The organism is Xanthobacter sp. 126 (assembly GCF_000526175.1).
GTDB classification, from domain to species: Bacteria; Pseudomonadota; Alphaproteobacteria; order Rhizobiales; family Xanthobacteraceae; genus Xanthobacter; species Xanthobacter aminoxidans.
In genome coordinates, this window is the sequence record NZ_JAFO01000001.1 from 73663 (window position 1) to 96408 (window position 22746).

Here is a 22746-nt window from a genome sequence, read left to right on the forward strand (position 1 = left end):
GGTTAGCCTCAGGCGATGCCGGTGAGCAACAGATCGTGGATATGCAGCACGCCCACCGGCGCCCTGTCCTCCACCACCAGCAGCGCGGTGATCTTGCGCGCATTCAGGATGTTCAGCGCCTCGGAGGCGAGCTGGTCCGGCCGCACCGTGCGGGGGGCCGGGGTCATGATCTCGTCCACCGTGCGGGCTGCGAGGTCGTTGGCCATGTGGCGGCGCAGGTCACCATCGGTGACGATGCCGGCGAGCGCTCCGTCCTGAGCAACCACGCCGACGCAGCCGAGACCCTTGGCGCTCATTTCCACCAGCGCCGCGCCCATCTTGGTGCCGCTCTGCACGAGCGGCAGGGCCTCGCCCGCGCGCATCACGTCGCGCACGAACTTCAGGCTGGCGCCCAGCTTGCCGCCGGGATGGAGCTGGCGGAAATCCAGCGCGGTGAAGCCGCGGCTCTGCAATAGCGCCACCGCCAGCGCATCGCCCAGCGCCAGCTGCATGAGTGTGGAGGTGGTGGGGGCGAGCCCGTGCGGGCAGGCCTCCTGCGCCACCGGCAGGTTCAGCACCACGCTGGCCGAGGAGGCGAGGGCGCTGGTGGGATTGGAGGTGAAGGCGATGAGCGGCACGTCGAAGCGGCGCGAATATTCCACGAGATCGCGCAGCTCCACCGTCTCGCCGGACCACGACAAAGCGACGATCACGTCGTCGGTGGTGATCATGCCGAGGTCGCCGTGGCTTGCCTCGGCGGGATGGACATAGTGGGCCGGCGTGCCGGTGGAGGCGAGCGTCGCGGCGATCTTGCGCGCCACGTGCCCGCTCTTGCCCATGCCGGTGATGATGACCCGGCCGTGGGAATTCTGGATGGTCGCCACCGCCACGTCGAAGGCGGCGCCGAGCGGGCCGGCCATGGCCTTGGCCAGGGCCTCGAGCCCGGCCTTTTCGGCATCGAGGGTCGCCAGCGCCGAGACCACGGACGCGGGATGGATATGGGGGACGGGCGGCATGTCGGAACCGCCGGGACCCTCGGGATCGCCGTCGGCGGGAGTCTTGTTCACCGGAGAACGCATCATCGGCGATGATTAGCACCCTTCCGCGCCGAAGGGGAGCGGCGGGGCGACGGCGGTATCGGGTTGGCCAAAGGCGAGGCCTTCAGCCCTCGTATTTCTCGAGGAAGGCCTGGATGGGGAGGCTGCGGAAATCCGGCAAGGCGGCGCGGAGCTGCGCGTGGGTCCAGTCCCACCAGCCGAGCGCCTCGAGGCGCGCGGCGATCTCCTCGGGAAACCGCCACTTCACAAGGCGCGCCGGCACGCCGGCGACGATGGCATAAGCGGGCACGTCCTTCGACACCACCGCGCCCGCCGCCACCACGGCCCCGGTGCCGATGCTGCGACCGGCCAGCACCACCGCACCGTGGCCGATCCACACGTCATGGCCCATGGTCAGCTGCTGGTCGCGCCGCCACTGGAAGAAATCCACCTCGTCTTCCTCGCCGGGGAAATAGGCGGAGGCGCGATAGAGGAAATGGGACTGGGAGGCCCGCCAGGTCGGGTGGTTGCCGGGATTGAGGCGGGTCATGGCGGCGATGGAGCAGAACTTGCCGATGCGCGCATAGGCGATGTCGGAATCGTTCACTACGTAGGAGTAATCGCCCATCTCCACTTCGAGCAGCTTGGTGCGCGGACCGACCTCGGTGTAGCGGCCGAGGGTGGAGGCGCGGACCTGCGCCGTGGGATCGATGAGCGGTGTCTCACCGAGCTGCTTCATTGGGTGGCTCCCAGCGGAAACCGCCGCAGGAGCCGGAACTGCGGCGCCCCGGGCTCCTGCCCGTAGAGCGCCATGTCCGTGATCGTCGCCGGCACGTCCGCGCCGCTGGCGGCGAAGGCGGCGGTGAGCGCGTTCAGCGCCTGAACCCGCTCCGGCTCCGGCAGCGGACCGGTCAGCGTCATGTGGAAGCGGAATTCGTCGAGCACGTAAGGGTAGCCATAGGCTTCCAGATAGCCGAGCTGGCGGGCCGAGAGCCGGTCGGGCTTGCGCCGCGCGATCTCCGAGGCCGAGAGCGGGGCGCGCAGGCCATCCAGCTCCAGCACCGCCGAGCGGGCGAGGTCTTCGAGCTTGGGCGATGGAACAGCTGGCACCAGCGCCACGAACGGCCCGATGGCGCGGACCTCCAGCGGCGGCATCTCGAAGGCATGGTGGCCGGCGGCGCAGCGGGCCATGAGCTGCGCCATATCGTCCTCGGCCGCGCCGTCCGCGAGCCGGAACGGCGCCTTCAGCGTGCCGTGGAAGCCGTAGCGGCGGGGCTCGGCGGTCGCCTGATGCCAGGCCGCCGCGTCGAAGCCGGCGATGTCGGGAGCAGCCAGCGCGGCACCCGTCTCCGCGTCATAGCCGAGCACCGCCGAGCCGAAGCGCCAGAGGGTGCCATCGGAGGGCGGGGCGAGGTAGACGGCGTAGCGCCGGGCGGCAGTCACGGGCGGTCTCCTGAAGAGTGGGTGCTGGGATGGTCAGCGCAGGAAGGGATTGTGCGCCTTCTCGTCGCCGATGCTCGTGACAGGACCATGACCGGGCAGGCAGACCATGTTGTCGCCGAGCGGCAGCAGCTTTTCCTTGATGCCCTTGATGAGCAGATCGGGATCGCCATAGGGGAAGTCCGTGCGCCCCACCGAACCGCGGAACAGCGTATCGCCGACGATGGCGAGGCCCACCGGGCGGTGGACGAACACCAGGTGCCCCGGCGTATGCCCCGGCACGTGCAGCACCTCCAGCGAGACGTCGCCCACGCTCACCGTGTCGCCTTCGTTCAGATAGAGGTCCGGCGTCACCGAACGGGCGCCCTCGATGCCGTATTTCTCGGCCATGCGGGGGATGTCGTCGATGATGAACTGGTCCGCCGCGCCCGGGCCTTCCACCTTCACGCCCAGGCTCTCCGCCAGTTCCGCCGCTCCGGCGGCGTGATCCACGTGCCCGTGGGTGAGCAGGATCTTCTCGATGGTCACGCCGGTCTCGGCGATGGCGGCGCGGATGCGGTCGAGATCGCCACCGGGGTCGATCACTGCGCCCTTCATGGTCTTGGTGCACCACAGGATGGAGCAGTTCTGCTCGAACGGCGTGACGGGCACGACGGCAATCTGGATGGGCTGCATGAAAGGTCCGTTCTGGCGTGTCGTGTTTCGGTCACTGGGAGATGGCGCGGGCCATCTCCACCAGCCGGCGCACCATGTGCGAGGAGGGATCAGCGAGCGTATCCACCACCGTGAAGTGGTTCGCGCCCGGCACGTCGAAGGCCTGCGCGGCCACGCCCTTGGCGCGCCAGCTCGCGGCGAGGTCATGGGCCTGCCGCAGGAATTCCGCGCTCTCCGCGCCGCCGACGAAGGCGTCGAAGCTGCGTCCCGCCGGCACCGGCCAGGAGGCCGGGGAGAGGCGCCGGGCCTCCTCCGCGTCGAGGCGCAGCGCCTTGTTCATGGAGGTGGGGATCAGCGGCTCAAGCTCATAGACGCCGGAGATGCCGAGACCGGACGGGATGAGATTGTCCGGCGTATCCACATCGATCTCCCGCCAGGAGGTGGCGGCCAGCGCCGCGGCAAGGTGGCCGCCGGCGGAATGGCCGCACACCACCAGCGGCCGCCCGACGAGGCGGTAGAGGGTGATGGCCGCCGCCCGCGCCTGCGCAAGGATGGTGCCCACCGGCACCAGCGGCGCGAGGTCATAGCCGGCGAACGCCATGGCGACGCCATGGGCGAGGCACCCGGCCGCGGCGAAGGTGAAATCGCGCGGGTGTAGAGACTGGAAGTAGCCGCCGTGGAGGAACAGCACCACCGGCGCCTGCCGGTCGGTACCCGGCCAGATGATGTCGAGGATCTGCCGCGGGCCTGAGCCGTAGGGTACGCCGAGGTCGGCCGCCACCGCTGCCCCGCGCATGGCGGCCGAGCTGTGCGCCCAGCGCTCGAAGATGGCGGGATGGTCCGGCACGCGGGCACGGTTGTTGTATTCGACCTCGTGGTCCATCAGCCCTCCCCCTAAACTCTTTTGGATCCCCGTCGTTCAATCCCCGTCGCCGTGGGCGCTGCGGATGCGTCGCACCACGGACCACACGCCCAAGAGCGCCAGCGGCACGGCGGCCGCCGTCACCAGCCCCACGTCGATGTGGATGCCGAGCATCCTGGCGTCGACGCCGCTCTCGTGGATGCCATCGGCGAGGTGGTGCACGAGGCTGACGACATAATAGGAAATCGCCGCGACGGACAGGCCCTCGACCGTCCGCTGCAGGCGCAGCTGCAGGCGGGTGCGGTCGTTCATGGAGGTGAGCAGGTCGCGGTTCTGCTGCTCCAGCTCCACGTCCACGCGGGTGCGCAGCAGGTCGGCGGCGTTGGCGAGCTTCTGGGCGATCTTGTCCTGCCGCTCCTCCAGCGTGAAGCAGGTGCGCATGGCCGGCGCCATGCGGCGGTCGAGGAACTGCTGCCAGGTGGGAAAGCCCGGCACCGACATCTCGCGGATGGTGGCGAGGCGCAGCCGCACGATCTCCATGTAGGCGCGGCTGGCGCCGAACCGGAATAGGGAGGCGGTGGCGCCCGCCTCAAGCTCGGCGGCGAGCGCCACCAGTTCGTCCAGCAGGCGGTTGTTGTCGGAAAGGCCCTTGGCCGACATCATCTCGGTGGCCGAGCCGGCGAGCCGCTGCTCGATGCGCGCCACCTGGGGGGCGAGGCGCTGGGCCTCCGGCAGGCCGAGAAGGGCGAGGGTGCGGTAGGTCTCGATCTCCAGCACCCGCTGCACCAGCGCGCCGCAAGCATCGGCGCCGAGGCCGCGGTCGCGCACCAGGATGCGCACGAAGCCGGAGGGATCGGCCATGAAGTCGGTGGCGATCTCGGCGAAGCCGTCGCTCACGTCCGCGCGGGCGAGGCTGGAGCGGTCGAACACCTTTTCGAGGAAGAAGTCCTCGGCGGTGTCCCGCAGGAGGTGCAGATCCACCGCCACCAGCAGCGGACCGGGCTGCGGCACTTCGCCGAAGGGGCTGGCGAGGGTGGTCGCCGGCGGCTGGAACGGCAGGCCCCCCTCCGCAAGGTCAAGGGAGGGCAGGTCCCAGGTGTAGGTGCAGAATTCCGCGTGGCTTTCCCAGCGCAGCTCGGCACCGCCGAAGGAGACGTGGTGATATTTCGCCCCCGGCGCCGGGGCCGGCAGCCCGCGGGCGTTGCACAGCGCCGCGAGCGCGGCGCGGTCGGACTGAGCGCCCGCCGCATCCAGCAGGAAGGCGGCATGGAGCATGCGGCGCGGTGCCGAGACCGGCACGAAGGGGCGCGCGTGCAATTCCCTCAGGATGGCCGCGCGCAAGGGGTGGGCGCCGAGCGCCCGCCCTTCGCCGATGACGAGATCCGCCTCGCCTTTGGTCATGATGGCGCTCCCCTGCCGTTTTTTCCGTGCTTGCACGGCGGCGCCGTCCGATCAAGCGTTCGGCGGCCGCCCTGTGGTCGCACCGGGCCGGAAGAGGTGCACTTGCACCAAGGTGAGGAGCAGGTCCGCCTCAGCGGCAGACGCGCACGGGGCCCCACGGGCCGGGACGCCACCAGCAATAGCGCGGCCCCCAATACGGCCGCCAGTAGTTCGGACGACAGCCGCCCCAGGGGCCGCGGTGCCAGCCGATGCCGCAGCCGCCGGCGACCGTCTGGACCGTCGCGAGCCGATCGAGCGGCTGGGGCGCCGGGAAGGCGGCGGCGACCCCGGTGCCGAGCCCGAGAAAGCCCGCCGCGGCGACGGCGATCAGGATCTGTTTGCGCATGATGTCTCTCCTGTTGCCGAGAGCGAAGCGGCGTGCCCGCCGCCGTTTTACGACGCAATAGACAGGGCGGCGGTCCAGCCGCCGCCCTGGGGAAACGCTTCAGCCGCGCTTCAGTTGCAGACGCGGACCGAGCCGTAGGGTCCGGCCCGCCACCAGCAGTGACGCACGGGCGCCACCACCACGGGGCCGGGCGCGACCACGACCGGACGGGGCGCCACGACGACCGCGTGCGGGGCCACATACACCGCGCCATTGCCGCGACAGCCGCCCCACGGGCCGCGATGGAAGCCGACGCCGCAGCCGCCAGCCACGGTCTGGACGGTCGCGACCTCAGGCGCCTGCAGCAGCGGGAAGGCGGCCGCCGGAGCGGCGAACGCGCCGAGCGCCGGGGCGGCGAGGGCGAGAAGGGTCAGCGCGCGCATCACTCCTCCTCCTCGAAGATCCACAGCTCGGAGGTGTTGGGCTGCTGGCCGTTGTCATGCACCCCGAGGAAGGTGGGGATGCGGTTGCGCTGGGCCGGGGTCAGCGAGGTGACGAAGGGCTTGGCCGCCTCGACGAAGTTGGCGAGCGCCTTGCCGCGGGCCTGTTCGGCGGTGGCGACGTTGGCGAGCACGTCCAGCACGGTGGCCGGCGGCGGGGCGGAGAGGCGCTTTTCGCGGCGTTCGATGGCGCCCTTCACCGCGTCGCGGATGGAGGCTTCCACCGGCGGCCAGAGCTTCTCCTGGTCGGGGGTCAGGCGCAGCACGGTCTTGAGCGCGGCGAGGCGGGCGTCGAGCACGGCCGCGGCGTCTTCGGCCGTGTAGGGCGCGGCGTCGGTGGGAGCGGCGGGCGCCGGCTGGGCGGCCGCGATGCCGCCCGCGAAGACCGTGCCGAGGGCCACGGCCGTCGCCGAGGCGAGGGCGAACTGACGGAAAGAGCGCATGTTCTTTTGCTCCCTGTGCGGTCCGGCGGAGTGCCGGCCGGTCTGTCCGGGATCGTGCCGGAAGCGGCGCGCATCCGGGGCTGCGCCGATTCGCGAGGCGTCGGCGCGGTGCAGTTTGGTACCATTCCTCCACGAATGCCGGTAAATATTTCGTGGAGCCGGCGAAGAATAACGTACCGCCAAATACTTGGCTAAAGGTGTCGAAGCACCCGCGCAGGGGGCGCCGAAAGTGCCCGAAGGGTACCCAGCAGCCCGACCACCAGCGTCACCGCCAGCGCCGCCACCACTGCGCCGAAGGCGGGAAGGGGGGCGAAGGTGAAGGGGATTTCCATCACCTGCGTCACCACACCCCAGGCCGCCGCCGTGCCCGCCGCAGCCGCGACGATGGCGGTGGCGAGGCCGAGGCCAGCGTATTCGAGGCCATAGGCGAGGGTCAGCCGGCCACGGGTGGCGCCCAGCGTCTTGAGGATCACCGCATCATAGATGCGCCGCTCGCGCCCGGCGGCGAGCGCTCCGGCGAGCACCAGGACGGAGGTGATGAGGGTGACGAGGCTGGCCGCGCGGATGCCGAGGGAGAGGTTGTCCAGCATCCGCTGTGCCTCCTCCAGCGTCTCCTTCACCCGCACCGTGGTGATGGCGGGGAAGCGCGCGGCCATGGCTTTCAGCAGCGCGATCTCCCGCGCCGTGTCGCCGCCATCCGGGAAGGCGAGGGTGGCGAGCACCGTATAGGGCGCGCCGGCGAAGGTCGCGGGCGAGAACACCATGACGAAATTGATGCCGAGCCGCTCCCACTTCACCTGTCGCAGGTTGGCGATGCGGGCGGTGACGCTGCGGCCCAGCACGCTCACCGTCACCGTGTCGCCGAGCTTGAGGCCGAGGCCGGTGGCCAGTTCGCTGTCGAAGGAAACGAGGGGCTCAGTCTCGTCTCCCGTCCACCATTTTCCGGCCACCACGGTGGAGCCCTCGGGCACGATGGCGGAGGAGGAGATGCCGCGGTCGCTCTGTAGCACCCAGGCGGCATCGGGGCGCGGCTTTACCTCCTCCGCGGGGATGTCCTTCACATGGGTGATGCGCCCACGCAGCATGGGCACGGACTTCACCACCGCCCCCGGCGCCTGCTCGGCGAGGAAGGCGCGGAATTCGGCTTCCTCGCTGTTCGGCACGTCGACGAAGAAGAAGCTCGGCGCATTCTCCCGCACGGGGCCGTTCAGCTCGCGGTTGAGGCTGGCGTCCACCAGCGAGATTCCCACCAGCAGGGACAGGCCCAGCCCCAGCGAGAGCACGACCGAAGGCGTGAGCGCGCCGGGCCGGTGGATGTTGCCGAGGGCGAGGCGCGCCGCCGCGCCGCGCGGCCGGGGCGCCCGCCGGGCGAGGGCCATGAGGCCGGAGGCGACCAGACGCAGCAGCACGAACACGGCGGCGGCGGCGGCGAGGAAGATCGCGGCGGCCCTTTTGTCGTCGGAGGTGAAAAGGGCGAGCACCGCCAGCGCCGCGCCGAGGCCGCCGACAAGCAGCAGATAGGGCAGGGAAATGCGCCGCCGCATCTCGCCGATGCCATCCCGGAACAGCGCCGAAACCCGCGCTTCCTGCGCCCGCGCCAGCGGGATCACCGAAAACACGGCGGCGACCACCAGCCCGTAGAGCGCCGCCCGCGCCAGCGCCGCCCAGTCGAGCTGCGGATCGAGCGGAAACGGCACCAGCGCGCCGATGGCAGCGGTGGCGGCGAAGGGCAGCGCTGCACCCAGAAGCAGGCCGAGCACGATGCCGAAGGCTGAGATGAGGCCGATTTCCGCGCCATAGGTCAGGAATACGTCGCGGCGGGTCGCGCCCACCGCTTTCAGGGTCGCGATGACCTCCAGCTTGCCGGCGAGATGGCTCGACACCGCATTGGCGACGCCCACCCCGCCCACCAGCAGCGCAGTGAGGGCCACGAGAGTGAGGAACTGGCTGATGCGCCCCACATTGCGCGCCAGCTGGGGTGTCGCGCCGTCGCGGGTGCGCACCTCGAAGCCGGCGCGGCCCATAGGCTCGCGCACCTCCCCCATCACCGCCTTCAGGTTTTCCGGGGCGGGATTGTCCAGCAGCAACCGGTAGCTCCAGCGCACGAGACTGCCGGGCTGGATGAGGCCGGTGGCCGGGAGCGCGGCCTGGGAGACGAGGAGGCGGGCGCCGAGGCCGACGCCGGAGGAGAGCTTGTCCGGCTCGCTGGTGAGCGTGGCGCGAACCTCGAAGGTGGCATCGCCCAGCCGGATGCGGTCCCCGGCCTTCACGCCGAGCCGGCCGAGCAGCACCGGATCGGCGGCGGCGCCGAACACACCGTTCTTTTCCTTCAATGCGTCCGCAACGGGCATGGGCGGATCGAGGCCGACCGTGCCGACGAGGGGATAGGTGTCGTCCACCGCCTTCACCTCGGCGAGGGAGGCATCGCCCGCCTCGGTCCGGGCCATGGCGCGCAGCAAGGCGACGGAGCCGAGCGTGCCGTGGCGGTCGAGGCTGGAGCGTTCTTCCGCCGTCATCTCCCGCTGCACGACGCTGAAGCCGGCGTCGCCGCCGAGGATGGCGCGGCCCTCCCGCTCCAGCCCCTGGGTGAGGGCACCGGCGAAGGAGCCGATGCCGGCGATGGCGGTAACGCCCAGCACGAGGCAGCCGAGGAAGATGCCGAAGCCCCGCCGCGCACCGCGCAGTTCACGCAGGGCGAGACGCAGCGGCACGGGAAGCCGCGAAGAAGCACGGCTCATCGGGCGGCCACCTCGAGGCCGGACTTGCTGTCCTCCTCGATCACCCCCGAGCGCAGGCGCAGCACCCGGCTGCACCGGCGGGCGAGCGCCGCATCGTGGGTGACGAGCACCAGCGTCGTGCCGCGCGCCCGGTGGACGGAGAAGATGAGGTCCATGACCTGCCGGCCGGTGGCCTCGTCCAGATTGCCGGTGGGCTCGTCGGCGACGAGGATGGGCGGCTCGGGGGCGAGGGCGCGGGCCAGCGCCACGCGCTGCTGCTCGCCGCCGGAGAGCTGGCCCGGATAATGCTGCGCCCGTTCGGCGAGGCCCACATTGGCGAGTTCCTGCCGCGCGCGGTCGAAGGCGTCGGCGCGGCCGGCGAGTTCCAGCGGCACCGCGACGTTCTCCAGCGCGGTCATGGTCGGGATGAGGTGGAAGGACTGGAAGACGATGCCCACATGCCTGCCACGGAAGCGCGCCAGAGGATCCTCGCCGAGGCGCGTGATGTCCGTGCCGGCGACGCTCACCTGCCCCGAATCCACCCGCTCCAGCCCGGCCATCACCATGAGCAGCGTCGACTTGCCGGACCCCGAAGGGCCGACGAGGCCCACGGCCTCGCCTGCCCCGATCTCGACAGAGATGTCCTTCAGGACATGAACCCGGGCCGCCCCCGTGCCGAGGGAAAGGTCCACATGCTTCAGCGCGATGGTGCGAAGCGGAGAGGAAAGATCGTCCATGCCAGGATTTGCCGTGCGTCCGGTGCTGTGTCGGGGGGGGCAGGGAAGAAGGCGATACCTGCCGGCTGCGCCATGGGAACCGGCATTTAAGGCGCTGGCGGGGCTGATCGCCGCTTTCCTCGTCTTCACGTTCGCGTCAGGGGCGGAAGCGGCGCCGCTGCGCATCGTCGCCTTCGGCGACAGCCTGACCGCCGGCTACGGCATTCCGCGCTCCGCCGCCTTCCCGGCCCGCCTTGAGGTCGCGCTCCGGGCAAAAGGGCTGGACGTGAAGGTAGAAAATGCCGGCGTCTCCGGCGAGACCGCCTCGCAGGGCCTCGCGCGCCTAGACTGGTCGGTGCCGCAGGGCACGGATGCGGTGATCGTGGAGCTGGGCGCCAACGACATGCTGCGCGGGCTCGATCCGGCCGTGACGCGCAAGGCGCTCACCGAGATCGTCCAGCGGCTGCGCAAGCGCGGCATCACCGTGCTCCTCGCCGGCATGAAGGCGGCGCCCAACATGGGCCGGCCCTACCGCGAGGCGTTCGACAAGATCTTCCCGGACATCGCCGAAGCCGAGGGCGTGCTGCTCTATCCCTTCTTCCTCGAAGGCATCGCCGGCGACCGGGCGCTGAACCTGCCGGACGGGCTCCATCCCACGCCCGAGGGGGTGGACCGCATCGTCGCCGGCATCCTGCCCACGGCGGAGCAACTGGTGGTGCGTGCCCGCGAAACGGCGGCGCGATAACGGGCACCGGTCTGTTGCTCACTATTTAATCAGTTTGACCTAGGCCGATCAGGTCTTGACCAATCCATAGTCACGATTCTAGATTTCGCCGCTTTTTGGGGGTTGCCCCGCTTGTACCGTTGCGTCCCAGCGTATTTTTCAATGACAACAGTGAGAATGAACAATGGTCCGGGAATTTGAGTATCAGGGAGAAACGTTCCGCGTTACCGCCCACGGCATCCACGGCCATGAAGAAATCTTCATCGTCCACATGGAAGACGACGGCGTGGAAGGCGGCGAAATCTCCATCGATCGCATGACCGAGGAGAACGACACCACCGCACCCATCGAGGACATCCTGGTGATGCTCTGCGACAAGCTCATTCCCCAGAGCGAGATCAAGGTGCAGGACCCCGGCGCCCCATTCGCCTGGCGGCAGGGCAACGTGGTGTTCGAGGTCCACGACGGCCTTCAAAGCCACGACTGACGCCCGGGGGGCGCCGCCCTCTCCGATTTTCCGGCACAAAAGCGAACGGCCGCCCCGGTTTCCGGAGCGGCCGTTTCACATGAAACAGGGTTAACGGACCCTGAACATCGCCCTGCGCCTCAGTCCGGCAGCACGCCGGAGACTGCCGGCGAGTAAGGCCCCGGACAGGCCGGGGCCTCGCCTCACTTCTTCTTGGCAGGCGCAGCCGGCGTCGCGGCCGGGGCAGCCTCCACCACCGTCTTGCGCGGGGGCAGCAGCTGGAGCGTCTGTACCGCCTGGCCGGCGAACTGGTTGAGCAGCGCGTTCTGCTCCGCCAACGAGGTCTTCACCCCCGTCACGATCCGGCAATAGGAGGCGATGAGGGCGTTGGCGACGTCGGACGGCCGGGCCTTCGGGTTCTGCTGGTAGAGCGTGGTCGCCGCGGAAGCGATGGCCGCGCCCTGCATGGGGGGCTTCACGCCGGTGAGCAGCTTGGCCGCCCCTGCCGAGAGGTCGGTCGGCACCGCCTTGCCGTCATCGGCCGGGCAGGCCAGCTTGTCGGCGAGGCTGGCGGGCTCCTTCAGCACGAGGCCGGGACCCACCGGCAGCGCCCAGGCGATGGGCTGGCTGTCCACCGGACCGGAGATCGTGCGACGCGAGACTTCCATGGCGGCCTGAAGGGTGAAGCGGCGCAGCTCGGCGGTCTTCTGCCAGTCGGGCGCGTTGCTCTTGGCCACAACGGGGCAATAGGCGGCGGTGAGCGCATCCACGATCGTGCCCGAGCCGGACGAGCCGGAGGCGGCCTTGTAGGTGTCCACCATCATGGGAATGGAGCGCTGGCCGCCGGCCATCATGGCCGAGAGCGCGGCCACCGCCTTCGCGTCCGGGCCATCCGAGCCGGGAGCACCGCCCACATCGGGGCAGGTGAAGGCGGAGGCCGCCTGCGTGCCGTAGTCCGGCGCCGCGGCGGCGCGCCATGCCGCGACCATGGAGGGGGTCACGTTCGGCGCGGCCGCATTGCCCCACGAGGTGCGCACGTAATTGGCGAGGTCCGCCACCTGCTGGTCGTTGAGCCGGCCGGCGAAGGAGGGCATGGCACCGTAGGTGCCGCCCGCCGGCAGGCCGCCCAACACTGCCATGATGATGTTGTAGGGCTCGGCCGCGATCACGGCCGGGTTGCCGGCGAGCGCGGGGATGGTGTCGGTGCGGCCGGCGCCCTTGTCCATGTGGCAGACGGCGCAATTGTCGATGTAGAGCTTGGACGCCCGCGCATAGACGTCGGCGGAAAGCGGGGACGCCTTTTGCACTGCCGGCTTGTCGGCCGGGGGCGGCGCATCGAACAGGTAGGTGACGAGCGCAGCACGGTCCTGCGCGGTCATCTTGCTCACGGAATCATGGATCACCTCGGCCATGGGGCCGAACACCGAGGTCTTGCCCGGCGCCGAACCGGTGGCGAAGAAGTTGGCCAGCGTCTCCGGCGTCCAGGTCTTCTTGAGCGAGGCGGTGTCGATGTCGGGCGCCCAGAAGCCGTCGATGTCGGCACCGAGGAAGGCGGCCTTGGCCTTGGTCGCGCCCATCAGGTTGCGCGGGGTGTGGCAATCGCCGCAATGGCCGAGGGCGTTGACGAGGTAGGCGCCGCGGTTCCACTCGGCGCTTTTGCCCGCGGTCGGGTGGAAGCGGCCCTGATCGAAGAACAGCTCGCGCCACGCCAGCATCCCGAGGCGGATGTTGAACGGGAATTCCAGCTGGTTGTCCGGCGGGGTGTTGGGAATGGGCGGGATGGCGCGCGCATAGGCCCACAGGGCCTTCATGTCGTCGTCGGTGATCTCGGTGTACGCGTCGAACGGCATGGCCGGGTAGAGATAGGCCCCGTCCTTGCGGATGCCGTTGCGCACCGCATTCACGAACTGATCATAGGTCCACTGGCCGATGCCGGTGGTGCGGTCGGACGTGATGTTGGGCGAGTAGATGGCGCCGAAGGGCGTGTTCAGCGCGAGGCCGCCGGCGAAGGGCTTCGACTTGTCCCCGGTATGGCAGGGCATGCAATCCGCCGCCTTGGCGATGTACTCGCCCCGCGCCACGAGGGCCGGATCGGCTGACGGGTCCGGGGCGAACTGCGCCAGGGCTGGCGTTGCGGCGCCGAGAAAAGTGGCGGCGGCAAGCGCCGCAAGCCGGCGCGTGTATCGGGACACCCTGACCATTTCATCCCCCATGAGATTCGCGTCGGCGTACCTTAGACATTTTTCAGGAAGGCGACATTGATCGAAAATCACCCGGCGCGATTGAACGAAAATCTCGCGGAGTGGATATAGCTGCTGCCCCCGCCCGCAACGGCGGACGCCTGCCGGGAACCGCCGACGATGACCAAGCCCGCTTTGCCCCTGCGCTCCCTCACCGTGGAGGACCTCTCGCCCTCCGACGCCGCCGCCGAGCACGCAGCCCTCGCCGAGGAGATCAAGGGCCACGACGCGGCCTATTATCGCGAGGACGCGCCGGTCGTCTCCGATGCCGAATACGACGCCCTGCGCCGCCGCTACGAGGCCATCGAGGCGCGCTTTCCCGGCCTCGTGGGCGAGGACAGCCTCTCCGCCAAGGTGGGCGCTGCGCCGTCGGAGAAGTTCGGCAAGGTGGTGCACGGCGTGCCCATGCTCTCCCTGCAGAACGCCTTCTCCGACGATGAGGTCGAGGAGTTTGTGGCGCGGGTGAAGCGCTTCCTCGGGCTCGGGGCGGAAGAGGAGGTGGCCTTCACCTCAGAGCCAAAGATCGACGGCCTCTCCTGCTCTCTGCGCTACCTGGAGGGTCGCCTCGAGGTGGCCGCCACCCGCGGCGACGGCGCCGAGGGAGAGGATGTCACCGCCAATGTGCGCACCATCGCCGATATCCCCGACCGGCTGCACGGCCGCGGCGTGCCCGACGTCATCGACGTGCGCGGCGAGATCTACATGGCGAAGGCTGATTTCGAGGCGCTGAACGCCCGGCAGGCGGCGGCGGAAGAGAAGGTGTTCGCCAATCCGCGCAATGCGGCGGCCGGCTCGCTGCGCCAGCTCGATCCCGCCATCACCGCATTGCGGCCGCTGAAATTCTTCGCCTATGCCTGGGGCGAGGCGACGCCGCTGCCGGCCGAGACCCAGCACGGCATGGTGGAAGCCTTCGCCCGCTGGGGCTTTTCCACCAACCCTCTCATGGTGCGCGTGACCAGCGCGGCGGAGCTGATCGCCCACTACCGCTCCATCGAGGCGCAGCGGGCGAGCCTGCCCTATGACATCGACGGCGTGGTCTACAAGGTGGATCGGCTCGACCTGCAACGGCGCCTCGGCTTCGTCTCCCGCTCGCCGCGCTGGGCCATTGCCCACAAATTCCCGGCCGAGCAGGCGACCACGGTGCTGGAGGCCATCGACATCCAAGTGGGTCGCACCGGCGCCCTCACTCCGGTGGCCAAGCTGCTGCCCGTGACGGTGGGCGGCGTGGTGGTGGCCAACGCCACCCTGCACAACGAGGACGAGATCGCCCGCAAGGACATCCGCGTCGGCGACACGGTGGTGGTGCAGCGCGCCGGCGACGTGATCCCGCAGGTGGTGCGGGTGATCGAAGAGAAGAGGTCGGCGGGGTCGAAGCCGTATGAGTTCCCCACCCTGTGCCCCGCCTGCGGTTCCCACGCGGTGCGCGAGGTGGACACGAAGACGGGCAAGATGGACGTGGTGCGCCGCTGCACCGGCGGCCTCATCTGCCCGGCGCAGATGGTGGAACGGCTGCGGCACTTCGTGTCGCGCAACGCCTTTGACATCGAAGGGCTGGGCGAGAAGCAGGTGCGGGCCTTCTACGAGTGGGGACTGATCGCCTCCCCCGCCGACATCTTCACTCTGGAGGCGCGCAACGCGCGCTCCCTCCAGCGGCTGGAGAACCGGGAGGGCTGGGGCAAGACCTCGGCGGCGAACCTGTTCGCGGCCATCCAGTCGCGTCGGAACGTGGCGGTGGACCGCTTCGTCTTCGCCCTCGGCATCCGCCATGTGGGCGAGACCAACGCCAAGCGCCTCATGCGCCATTACGGAACGGTGGAAGCGCTGGAAGCCGGCGCGCTGGCCGCCGTGATCCCGGGCGAGGAGTACCCCAAGGGCAACGAGGCCTGGCAGGAAATGCTCGCCATCGACGGCGTGGGCGACGTGGTGGCGGAAGCCGTCATCGAGTTCTTCCAGGAGCCGCGCAACCGCGAGGTGGTCGCGGCCCTGCTCGCGGAGGTGACGCCCACGCCCATGGAGCGCGTCGCCGCCGAGAGCCCGGTGGCGGGCAAGACGGTGGTCTTCACCGGCTCACTGGAGAAGATGACCCGCGACGAGGCGAAAGCCATGGCCGAGCGGCTGGGCGCGAAGGTGGCGGGCTCCGTCTCCGCCAAGACAGACCTCGTGGTGGCCGGGCCGGGCGCGGGCTCCAAGCTGGAGAAGGCGCAGGCGCTGGAGGTTAAGGTCATCACCGAGGACGAGTGGTTCGAGCTGGTGGGGTGATCTTTGCGTTATGATCCAATCAGAAGGCGAGCTTGCCAAATGGGTTTGAGCTTCTCTGAAGATCGTTCCAGTTAAAATTATACTTCTCGTCATTTGACCATGAAATGGGATGCTTCAGCAATAAAAGATCGCTTATTGCGTACTTATCCAAATAACCAGAACGATCTATCGCCTCAACAACCCCATCAACCTCCAAATGCTTATAATCCCTGAACTGAGAACCTATCAAAGCTGCCAGTCCACAAGCGGCATCTGTTAAATTTTTTAGATTTGATTTGATAAATTCATTTTGTCGATCATGTTTTGCCGAATTATATGATTGATACCAAGATAAATTATCACCGTTCCCCCAATCGTTGAATGGCCGTCTTGTCCTTAAATGGCCACCCGTCCACTCGACGATGGTCACTTCATACTCGCTTAATTTATGTGTCTTTTCGATTTTCCTATAGTGACTCATATTGAACCCACGATCAGGCTCGATGGCTCCATTTTCGGTCATTATCGCCTTAAGGTTTGCCTCAATTTCAATGCACGTTCTCATGAACAATTCATGTATTCGATGTGAGTACGTGTTAATATTTATCTCATCCGGTTCGATAAAATAGAATAAATCAGACATATCTTTTTCAATTAGATTAAACGCTCTTATGTAGTTTTCTGGCGATTTCGCGTATCCTAAATCTCGCATATATCCGATCGCGGCAGACATTATGTACGGGCGCCACGTTCTCGGAAATGGCTTATCAATCGACATTCTTGTCCCCATGGTTGGAGCGCGAGATACTTTGACACGTTTTCTTGCGTGAAATTTCCCATCGGAACTTCGCAAAAATGAAGCCGAAATTCAAAATAGAATATTGAATTCCTTTGGGAGCCGCTGAAATACCGCAGACGCATGGCTTCAGCGACGATAGAGAGATAAGCACTTGACGCCCCCGCCCGAAACCCCCATTCCTCCCCGACCAGCCGGCCGGGCGGCCGCGGCATTTCGGTGTCGAGGAAAGTCCGGGCTCCACGCAGACACGGTGCCGGATAACGTCCGGCGGGGGCGACCCTAGGGAAAGTGCCACAGAAATCAAACCACCCATGCGTGCATGGGCCAGGGTGAAACGGTGGGGTAAGAGCCCACCGCGCGACCGGCAACGGGAGCGGCACGGCAAACCCCACCGGGAGCAAAGTCGAATAGGGACGGCACGGGAAACCACCCCTGTCTACGGGGCGCCGTCCGGGTTGACTGCTAGAGGCGCCGGGCAACCGGCGTCCCAGAGGAATGGTCGCCACGCGGGCGCAAGCCCGCCGTACAGAACCCGGCTTACAGGCCGGCTGGTGTTTCCCTCGGAAATAGGACGAGTGACGCGGCGCCCGGCCGCGTCCCCTCACACGTCCACGCTGGCGCGCAGCGCATTCTCCTGAATGAACTCGCGGCGGGGCTCCACCGTGTCGCCCATCAGGCGGCTGAAGAGGTCGTCGGCGGCGTCCACTTCCTTCACGCGCACCTGGAGGAGGGAGCGGGCGTTGATGTCCAGCGTCGTCTCCCAGAGCTGCTCGGGGTTCATCTCGCCGAGGCCTTTGTAGCGCTGGAGCGAGAGGCCCTTGCGGCCGGAATCGGTGACGGCGTCGAACAAATCCACGGCGCCGAACAGCACCTGCTCGTCGCTGCGGCGCTTGAGGGTCGCGGCGGCGGCGAACACACCGTCGAGGTCGCGGGCGAGGGTGTCGAGCCGGCGTGCCTCGGGGGAGGCGATGAAGGCGTGATCGAGCCGCGCCACCTCGGCGACGCCGCGGACGGTGCGGGAGAAGGCATAGCCGGTCTCGTCGCAGAGGCCGGTCCAGCCGCGTTCTGTCTCATCCGCCAGCGCGTCGAGGCGGCGGGCCACCTCGACGGCGGCGGCGGTGCCGGTGGCCTCGTCTTCCAGCGCGGACGCAGCGAAGGCACCGGCCAGCGCCGCCTGCTCGGCCACCGCGCGGTTGTAGCGGGGATGGAGCGCGGCGAGGGCGCTGCGGAGCTGGCGCGACACGTCCACCACATGGGCGAGGTCGGCGCCGGTGCGCACCTCGCCGGAGGCAAGGTGGAGAGAAGCCTCATCCAGCCCGGTGGTGATGAGGTAATCTTCCAGCGCCTTCTCGTCCTTGAGGTAGGTCTCGGACTTGCCGCGCGCGACCTTGTAGAGCGGCGGCTGGGCGATGAAGAGATGGCCTGCGTCCACGATCTCCGGCATCTGCCGGAAGAAGAAGGTGAGCAGCAGGGTGCGGATATGGGCGCCGTCCACGTCGGCGTCCGTCATGATGATGATCTTGTGGTAGCGCAGCTTCTCGAGATTGAAGTCGTCCCGGCCGATGCCGGTGCCGAGCGCGGTGATGAGCGTGCCGATCTGCTCGGACGACAGCATCTTGTCGAAGCGCGCGCGCTCCACGTTGAGGATCTTGCCACGAAGCGGCAGCACGGCCTGGAAGGCGCGGTCGCGGCCCTGCTTGGCGGAGCCGCCGGCCGAGTCACCCTCGACGATGAAGATCTCGGACTTGGCCGGGTCCTTCTCCTGGCAGTCGGCGAGCTTGCCGGGCAGCGAGGCCACGTCCAGCGGGCTCTTGCGGCGGGTGAGGTCGCGCGCCTTGCGGGCGGCCTCGCGGGCGGCGGCGGCTTCCACCACCTTGCCGATCACGTTTCGGGCCTCGGCGGGGTTCTCCTCGAACCAGTTGGCGAGCGCCTCGCCGACCAGGTTCTCCACCACCGGGCGGACTTCCGAGGACACGAGCTTGTCCTTGGTCTGGGAGGAGAATTTCGGGTCGGGCACTTTCACCGAGAGCACGGCGGTGAGGCCCTCGCGGCAATCCTCGCCGGTGGGGTCCACCTTCTCCTTCTTGGAGATGCCGGACGAGTTGGCATAGCCCAGCACCTGCCGGGTCAGCGCGGCGGCAAAGCCCGTGAAGTGGGTGCCGCGGTCGCGCTGGGGAATGTTGTTGGTGAAGCAGAGCACGTTCTCGTGGTAGCCGTCGTTCCACGAAAGCGCGGCCTCCACCGTGATGCCGTCCTTCTCGGCGCGGATCACCACGGGCTTGGCGATGAGCGCGGTCTTGTTGCGGTCGAGATACTTCACGAAGGCCTCGACGCCGCCCTCGTAATGCAGCTCCTCGCGCTTCGGCTCGGGGCCGCGCGCGTCGGTGAGCACGATGAGCACGCCGGAATTGAGGAAGGCCAGCTCGCGCAGGCGATGCTCCAACGTCGCGTAGTCGAACTCGATGCGGGTGAAGGTCAGAGGCGAAGGCGTGAACGTCACCTTGGTGCCGCGCTTGCCCGCCGGCGCCGGGCCCACCACCTTGAGCGGGGCTTCCGCGTCGCCGTGGCGGAAGCGCATGAAATGCTCCTTGCCGTCCCGCCAGACGGTGAGGTCAAGGATGGTGGACAAAGCGTTGACCACCGAGACGCCCACGCCATGCAGGCCGCCGGAGACCTTGTAGGAATTCTGGTTGAACTTACCGCCCGCGTGCAGCTGGGTCATGATGACCTCGGCGGCGGAGACGCCCTCCTCCGGGTGGAGGTCGGTGGGGATGCCGCGGCCGTCGTCGGTCACGGTGACCGAGCCGTCGGCCTCCAGTGTGACTGTGACCTCCTTTGCCCAGCCGGCCAACGCCTCGTCGATGGCGTTGTCCACCACCTCGTAGACCATGTGGTGCAGGCCCGAGCCGTCGTCCGTGTCACCGATGTACATGCCGGGACGCTTGCGGACCGCATCGAGGCCCTTGAGCACCTGGATGGACTGGGCGCCGTAGTCGTCGGGGGACTCGGCGGGCACGGGTTCGGCCATGGGGACTTCCGATTCGATTCTGCGACTTAGCGATCTGAGGTGTAGCAAATCTAACGCAACGCGGCGGCTATTTGGTGGCGGCTCGGCTTGTTTTCCTGCGTTTTCCGAGGCTCGGCGGCCATTTAGGGGCCATTCAGCCGGCGCTGTAGCGTGCAAATCCATCCGCCCGCAACCTGCAGGCGGGGCATTCACCGCAGCCATAGCCCCAGGCGTGGCGGTGGCCGCGGTCGCCGAGATAGCAGGTGTGGGTCTCCTCGACGATGAGATCCACCAGCGGACGCCCGCCCAGATGCTCGGCGAGACGCCAGGTTTCGGCCTTGTCGATCCACATGAGCGGGGTGTGGAGGACGAAGCGCTTCTCCATGCCGAGGTTCAGGGCCACCTGCATGGCCTTGATGGTGTCGTCCCGGCAGTCGGGATAGCCCGAGAAGTCCGTCTCGCACATGCCGCCGACGATGTGGCGGAGCCCTCGGCGATAGGCGAGGGCGGCGGCGAAGGTGAGGAAGACGAGGTTGCGGCCGGGCACGAAGGTGTTCGGCAGGCCGTTCGCCTCCATGTGGACGGCGACGTCGCGGGTCAGGGCCGTGTCCGAGATCTGGCCGAGCACGGGCAGGTCCAGCACGTGGTCGGCGTCGAGCCGCGTGGCCCACAGCGGGTTGAGGGCGCGGAAGGCGGCGCGCAGCACCGGGCGGCGCTCCAGTTCCACCGCGTGGCGCTGGCCGTAGTCGAAGCCCAGGGTCTCCACCCGGCCGAAGCGCTCCAATGCATAGGCGAGGCAGGTGGCGGAATCCTGCCCGCCGGAGAAGAGGACCAGCGCGCCCTCTTCCCGATGCAACGCGGCCTCAGCCATGCGCAGGTGACCCCTTTACCGAATCCAGGCTCATTCGCCGGGGGCGGTTCATTCACCCGGCGCCTTGGCCTCGATGGCCAGGGCGTGCAGACCGCGCGCAATCTCGCCCTGAAGCAGGCCGTTGACGATGCGGTGCCGCTCCACCCGGCTCTTGCCGGTGAAGCTCGGGGAGACCACCCGCACCCTGAGGTGGGTGATGCCGCCGTCGCCGCGATTGGCGCCCTTGTGATCATGCATCACGCCGGCGTGGCCGGCATGCTTGTGGCTCTCGTCCTCAAGCTCGAGGGCGAGGGGGCTGAGGCCGGCTTCGAGCGTCTGGCGGATGTCGGAAAGGGAAGAGTGGGACATGATGAAAAGGCTTCTGTGAAAAGGAATGGACCGAAGAAAGCGGCCGGTTATGGCGCTCCCGCGTGGGCGGCATTATATGGGGCTTGTCGCGGCCTGCCACCCTCGGTCACGATGAGGCCGGCACAGCCGCTTCCGCTCCCGACGTCACATCCCCCGCTACCCCTGTGGCATGGCGCTTTCTCCACGCGCTGCACCGCAATTCCTTGCCGCGCCGCGGAACGACGCACATAATCGATCGGCCATGAAATTCGACTCCCCCCTTTTCGACCGCATCCGGGTCAAGCCCGCCGACGACCGGCATCGCCCCCGGCTGTCGCTTACGGGCTGCCAGTGGCCGGGCTGCACGGCGGAGGGCACGCACAAGGCGCCCAAGGGGCGGCATCAGGAAGGCCAGTACTGGTCCTACTGCCTCGACCATGTGAAGGCGTACAACCAGTCCTACAACTATTTCTCGGGCATGACCGACGACGCGGTGTATGCCTACCAGAAGGACGCGCTCACCGGCCATCGCCCCACCTGGAAGATGGGCATGAAGGGTGCCAGCGGCCGCCGGCCGGGCGCGGACACCGGCGACGGCATGCGCGATCCCTTTGGCTTTACCGCGGAGATGGGCGGCACCTTCCGTGCCGACCGGCCGGAGCCGGACGGCAAGATCGTGCGCACCGCGGAGCGGCGGGCGCTGGAGGTGATGGGCCTCGAAATGTCGGCCAGCGCGGTCGAGATCAAGGCCCGCTACAAGGAACTGGTGAAGCTGCACCACCCCGACGCGAACGGCGGCGACCGTTCCTCGGAGGACCGCCTGCGCAGCGTCATCCAGGCCTACAACAGCCTCAAGCAGGCAGGTTTCTGCTGAGCGGTCCTCAGGATTGCCGGCGACGCGGAGGCGGCTCCTCGGACCGCGCCGTGATGGATACGGACACGAAATGGGGCGCGCGGGGCGCGCCGACGGAGGAGTTATGAGCGGTTTGGAGACCACTGCCCCGATGCCGGACATGAAGGTGTCGGTTCGCCAGACGTTCGGCATCGATATCGACATGGAGGTTCCGGCCTACTCCGAAGCCGACTCCCACGTCCCCGAGCTGGACCCTGATTACCTGTTCGACCGGCCGACCACCCTGGCCATCCTGGCCGGCTTTGCGCGCAATCGTCGCGTGATGGTCACAGGATACCATGGAACCGGCAAGTCCACCCATATCGAGCAGGTGGCGGCGCGGTTGAACTGGCCGTGCGTCCGCATCAACCTCGACAGCCACATCTCGCGCATCGACCTCATCGGCAAGGATGCGATCGTGGTGAAGGACGGCCTGCAGGTCACCGAATTCCGCGACGGCATCCTGCCCTGGGCCTACCAGAATAACGTCGCCCTCGTGTTCGACGAATATGACGCGGGCCGCCCGGACGTGATGTTCGTGATCCAGCGCGTGCTGGAGTCGTCCGGCCGCCTGACCCTGCTCGACCAGAGCCGGGTGATCCGCCCCCACGGCGCCTTCCGGTTGTTCGCCACCGCCAACACCATCGGCCTCGGCGACACCACCGGCCTCTACCACGGCACCCAGCAGATCAACCAGGCGCAGATGGACCGCTGGTCCATCGTCACCTCGCTGAACTATCTCGCCCACGACAAGGAAGTGGACATCGTCCTCGCCAAGGCGAAGCACTTCCAGAACGTGGAAGGCCGCGACACGGTGAACCGGATGGTCCGCCTCGCCGACCTCACCCGGCAGGCGTTCATGAACGGCGATCTCTCCACCGTCATGAGCCCGCGCACGGTCATCACCTGGGCCGAGAACGCGGACATCTTCCGCGACATCGCCTTCGCCCTGCGCGTCACCTTCCTCAACAAGTGCGACGAACTGGAGCGCCCGCTGGTGGCGGAGTTCTACCAGCGCTGCTTCGGCCAGGAGCTGACCGAGAGCACGGTGAACGTCGCTCTGTCCTGA

At 68.1% G+C, this 22746-nt stretch carries 21 protein-coding genes and 1 other RNA gene; 6 read left to right on the forward strand and 16 right to left on the reverse strand.

Annotated features, from left to right (window positions below; genetic code table 11):
- Positions 1-8 precede the first annotated feature (8 nt).
- From XAN126_RS0100310 to XAN126_RS0100360, 11 genes are all read right to left on the reverse strand, one after another.
- Entirely contained in the window at positions 9-995 is a 987-nt protein-coding gene (locus tag XAN126_RS0100310) for a KpsF/GutQ family sugar-phosphate isomerase (protein ID WP_029556264.1), read from the reverse strand.
- Positions 996-1140: 145 nt separating this feature from the next.
- Positions 1141-1755: a chloramphenicol acetyltransferase gene (locus XAN126_RS0100315; protein ID WP_024276603.1), complete on the reverse strand. Its 615-nt coding sequence runs from the start codon at positions 1753-1755 to the stop codon at positions 1141-1143.
- The gene (locus tag XAN126_RS0100320) at positions 1752-2459 is read right to left on the reverse strand and encodes a DUF1045 domain-containing protein (protein ID WP_024276604.1); all 708 of its coding nucleotides are present in this window, start codon (positions 2457-2459) and stop codon (positions 1752-1754) included. Before XAN126_RS0100320 ends, XAN126_RS0100315 begins: the two co-directional genes overlap by 4 nt.
- A 33-nt stretch (positions 2460-2492) precedes the next feature.
- Complete coding sequence (locus XAN126_RS0100325; RefSeq protein ID WP_029876519.1) at positions 2493-3131, reverse strand: MBL fold metallo-hydrolase; 639 nt, start codon at positions 3129-3131, stop codon at positions 2493-2495.
- Between the two features lie 31 nt (positions 3132-3162).
- Positions 3163-3993: an alpha/beta hydrolase gene (locus tag XAN126_RS0100330; RefSeq protein WP_024276606.1), complete on the reverse strand. Its 831-nt coding sequence runs from the start codon at positions 3991-3993 to the stop codon at positions 3163-3165.
- A 36-nt stretch (positions 3994-4029) separates the two neighbouring features.
- The gene (locus XAN126_RS0100335) at positions 4030-5373 is read right to left on the reverse strand and encodes a DUF3422 domain-containing protein (RefSeq protein WP_024276607.1); all 1344 of its coding nucleotides are present in this window, start codon (positions 5371-5373) and stop codon (positions 4030-4032) included.
- 130 nt (positions 5374-5503) lie between these two features.
- Positions 5504-5758 (reverse strand): hypothetical protein, encoded by a 255-nt coding sequence (locus XAN126_RS0100340; RefSeq protein WP_024276608.1) that lies wholly within the window; start codon positions 5756-5758, stop codon positions 5504-5506.
- A 110-nt stretch (positions 5759-5868) separates the two neighbouring features.
- On the reverse strand, positions 5869-6180 hold the full coding sequence (locus XAN126_RS0100345; protein WP_024276609.1) for a hypothetical protein: 312 nt from the start codon (positions 6178-6180) through the stop codon (positions 5869-5871).
- The gene (locus tag XAN126_RS0100350; RefSeq protein ID WP_024276610.1) at positions 6180-6680 is read right to left on the reverse strand and encodes a Spy/CpxP family protein refolding chaperone; all 501 of its coding nucleotides are present in this window, start codon (positions 6678-6680) and stop codon (positions 6180-6182) included. The genes XAN126_RS0100345 and XAN126_RS0100350 overlap by 1 nt, the downstream gene beginning before the upstream one ends.
- Before the next feature lie 191 nt (positions 6681-6871).
- Positions 6872-9418, reverse strand: coding sequence for an FtsX-like permease family protein (locus tag XAN126_RS0100355; RefSeq protein WP_024276611.1), 2547 nt, complete (start codon positions 9416-9418; stop codon positions 6872-6874).
- Complete coding sequence (locus XAN126_RS0100360) at positions 9415-10134, reverse strand: ABC transporter ATP-binding protein (protein WP_024276612.1); 720 nt, start codon at positions 10132-10134, stop codon at positions 9415-9417. The genes XAN126_RS0100355 and XAN126_RS0100360 overlap by 4 nt, the downstream gene beginning before the upstream one ends.
- On the opposite strand from XAN126_RS0100360, the gene XAN126_RS0100365 reads away from it, so the two are divergent.
- Both XAN126_RS0100365 and XAN126_RS0100370 read left to right on the forward strand, forming a co-directional pair.
- The gene (locus tag XAN126_RS0100365; RefSeq protein ID WP_024276613.1) at positions 10133-10858 is read left to right on the forward strand and encodes an arylesterase; all 726 of its coding nucleotides are present in this window, start codon (positions 10133-10135) and stop codon (positions 10856-10858) included. The two genes, XAN126_RS0100360 and XAN126_RS0100365, sit on opposite strands and share 2 nt — an antisense overlap.
- Before the next feature lie 163 nt (positions 10859-11021).
- Positions 11022-11324, forward strand: a complete 303-nt coding sequence (locus tag XAN126_RS0100370; RefSeq protein WP_024276614.1) for a hypothetical protein — start codon at positions 11022-11024, stop codon at positions 11322-11324.
- A 182-nt stretch (positions 11325-11506) separates the two neighbouring features.
- Here the strand turns inward: XAN126_RS0100370 and XAN126_RS0100375 are convergent, their stop codons facing one another.
- Positions 11507-13504, reverse strand: a complete 1998-nt coding sequence (locus XAN126_RS0100375; RefSeq protein ID WP_024276615.1) for a cytochrome c — start codon at positions 13502-13504, stop codon at positions 11507-11509.
- A 159-nt stretch (positions 13505-13663) separates the two neighbouring features.
- Between XAN126_RS0100375 and ligA the strand changes: the two genes are divergently transcribed.
- Positions 13664-15802, forward strand: coding sequence for an NAD-dependent DNA ligase LigA (gene ligA, locus XAN126_RS0100380; protein WP_024276616.1), 2139 nt, complete (start codon positions 13664-13666; stop codon positions 15800-15802).
- 19 nt (positions 15803-15821) lie between these two features.
- Here the strand turns inward: ligA and XAN126_RS28065 are convergent, their stop codons facing one another.
- Entirely contained in the window at positions 15822-16559 is a 738-nt protein-coding gene (locus tag XAN126_RS28065) for a hypothetical protein (RefSeq protein ID WP_155982180.1), read from the reverse strand.
- Between the two features lie 208 nt (positions 16560-16767).
- Here XAN126_RS28065 and rnpB point away from each other — a divergent pair.
- An RNA gene (gene rnpB / locus XAN126_RS27420) (RNase P RNA component class A) lies at positions 16768-17136 on the forward strand.
- A gap of 45 nt (positions 17137-17181) precedes the next feature.
- Here the strand turns inward: rnpB and gyrB are convergent.
- The 3 genes from gyrB to XAN126_RS0100395 all read right to left on the reverse strand — a co-directional run bounded on the left by gyrB (position 17182) and on the right by XAN126_RS0100395 (position 20806).
- A complete protein-coding gene (gyrB, locus tag XAN126_RS0100385) occupies positions 17182-19608 on the reverse strand; it encodes a DNA topoisomerase (ATP-hydrolyzing) subunit B (protein WP_024276617.1) in 2427 nt (808 codons plus the stop codon).
- 133 nt (positions 19609-19741) lie between these two features.
- Complete coding sequence (gene queC, locus XAN126_RS0100390) at positions 19742-20458, reverse strand: 7-cyano-7-deazaguanine synthase QueC (RefSeq protein ID WP_024276618.1); 717 nt, start codon at positions 20456-20458, stop codon at positions 19742-19744.
- 48 nt (positions 20459-20506) lie between these two features.
- On the reverse strand, positions 20507-20806 hold the full coding sequence (locus XAN126_RS0100395) for a BolA family protein (protein ID WP_024276619.1): 300 nt from the start codon (positions 20804-20806) through the stop codon (positions 20507-20509).
- A gap of 241 nt (positions 20807-21047) precedes the next feature.
- Between XAN126_RS0100395 and XAN126_RS0100400 the strand changes: the two genes are divergently transcribed.
- The gene (locus XAN126_RS0100400; protein WP_024276620.1) at positions 21048-21659 is read left to right on the forward strand and encodes a J domain-containing protein; all 612 of its coding nucleotides are present in this window, start codon (positions 21048-21050) and stop codon (positions 21657-21659) included.
- A 103-nt stretch (positions 21660-21762) separates the two neighbouring features.
- Complete coding sequence (gene cobS, locus XAN126_RS0100405; RefSeq protein ID WP_024276621.1) at positions 21763-22746, forward strand: cobaltochelatase subunit CobS; 984 nt, start codon at positions 21763-21765, stop codon at positions 22744-22746.

What these genes read in the sequence shown, in the direction of transcription:
- XAN126_RS0100310 (WP_029556264.1), bottom strand. Translation starts at nt 995, where the DNA reads ATGCCGCCCGTCCCCCATATCCATCCCGCGTCCGTGGTCTCGGCGCTG.
- XAN126_RS0100315 (WP_024276603.1), bottom strand. Translation starts at nt 1,755, where the DNA reads ATGAAGCAGCTCGGTGAGACACCGCTCATCGATCCCACGGCGCAGGTC.
- XAN126_RS0100325 (WP_029876519.1), bottom strand. Translation starts at nt 3,131, where the DNA reads ATGCAGCCCATCCAGATTGCCGTCGTGCCCGTCACGCCGTTCGAGCAG.
- XAN126_RS0100330 (WP_024276606.1), bottom strand. Translation starts at nt 3,993, where the DNA reads ATGGACCACGAGGTCGAATACAACAACCGTGCCCGCGTGCCGGACCAT.
- XAN126_RS0100335 (WP_024276607.1), bottom strand. Translation starts at nt 5,373, where the DNA reads ATGACCAAAGGCGAGGCGGATCTCGTCATCGGCGAAGGGCGGGCGCTC.
- XAN126_RS0100340 (WP_024276608.1), bottom strand. Translation starts at nt 5,758, where the DNA reads ATGCGCAAACAGATCCTGATCGCCGTCGCCGCGGCGGGCTTTCTCGGG.
- XAN126_RS0100345 (WP_024276609.1), bottom strand. Translation starts at nt 6,180, where the DNA reads ATGCGCGCGCTGACCCTTCTCGCCCTCGCCGCCCCGGCGCTCGGCGCG.
- XAN126_RS0100350 (WP_024276610.1), bottom strand. Translation starts at nt 6,680, where the DNA reads ATGCGCTCTTTCCGTCAGTTCGCCCTCGCCTCGGCGACGGCCGTGGCC.
- XAN126_RS0100355 (WP_024276611.1), bottom strand. Translation starts at nt 9,418, where the DNA reads ATGAGCCGTGCTTCTTCGCGGCTTCCCGTGCCGCTGCGTCTCGCCCTG.
- XAN126_RS0100365 (WP_024276613.1), top strand. Translation starts at nt 10,133, where the DNA reads ATGCCAGGATTTGCCGTGCGTCCGGTGCTGTGTCGGGGGGGGCAGGGA.
- XAN126_RS0100360 (WP_024276612.1), bottom strand. Translation starts at nt 10,134, where the DNA reads ATGGACGATCTTTCCTCTCCGCTTCGCACCATCGCGCTGAAGCATGTG.
- XAN126_RS0100370 (WP_024276614.1), top strand. Translation starts at nt 11,022, where the DNA reads ATGGTCCGGGAATTTGAGTATCAGGGAGAAACGTTCCGCGTTACCGCC.
- XAN126_RS0100375 (WP_024276615.1), bottom strand. Translation starts at nt 13,504, where the DNA reads ATGGTCAGGGTGTCCCGATACACGCGCCGGCTTGCGGCGCTTGCCGCC.
- ligA (WP_024276616.1), top strand. Translation starts at nt 13,664, where the DNA reads ATGACCAAGCCCGCTTTGCCCCTGCGCTCCCTCACCGTGGAGGACCTC.
- XAN126_RS28065 (WP_155982180.1), bottom strand. Translation starts at nt 16,559, where the DNA reads ATGTCGATTGATAAGCCATTTCCGAGAACGTGGCGCCCGTACATAATG.
- gyrB (WP_024276617.1), bottom strand. Translation starts at nt 19,608, where the DNA reads ATGGCCGAACCCGTGCCCGCCGAGTCCCCCGACGACTACGGCGCCCAG.
- queC (WP_024276618.1), bottom strand. Translation starts at nt 20,458, where the DNA reads ATGGCTGAGGCCGCGTTGCATCGGGAAGAGGGCGCGCTGGTCCTCTTC.
- XAN126_RS0100395 (WP_024276619.1), bottom strand. Translation starts at nt 20,806, where the DNA reads ATGTCCCACTCTTCCCTTTCCGACATCCGCCAGACGCTCGAAGCCGGC.
- XAN126_RS0100400 (WP_024276620.1), top strand. Translation starts at nt 21,048, where the DNA reads ATGAAATTCGACTCCCCCCTTTTCGACCGCATCCGGGTCAAGCCCGCC.
- cobS (WP_024276621.1), top strand. Translation starts at nt 21,763, where the DNA reads ATGAGCGGTTTGGAGACCACTGCCCCGATGCCGGACATGAAGGTGTCG.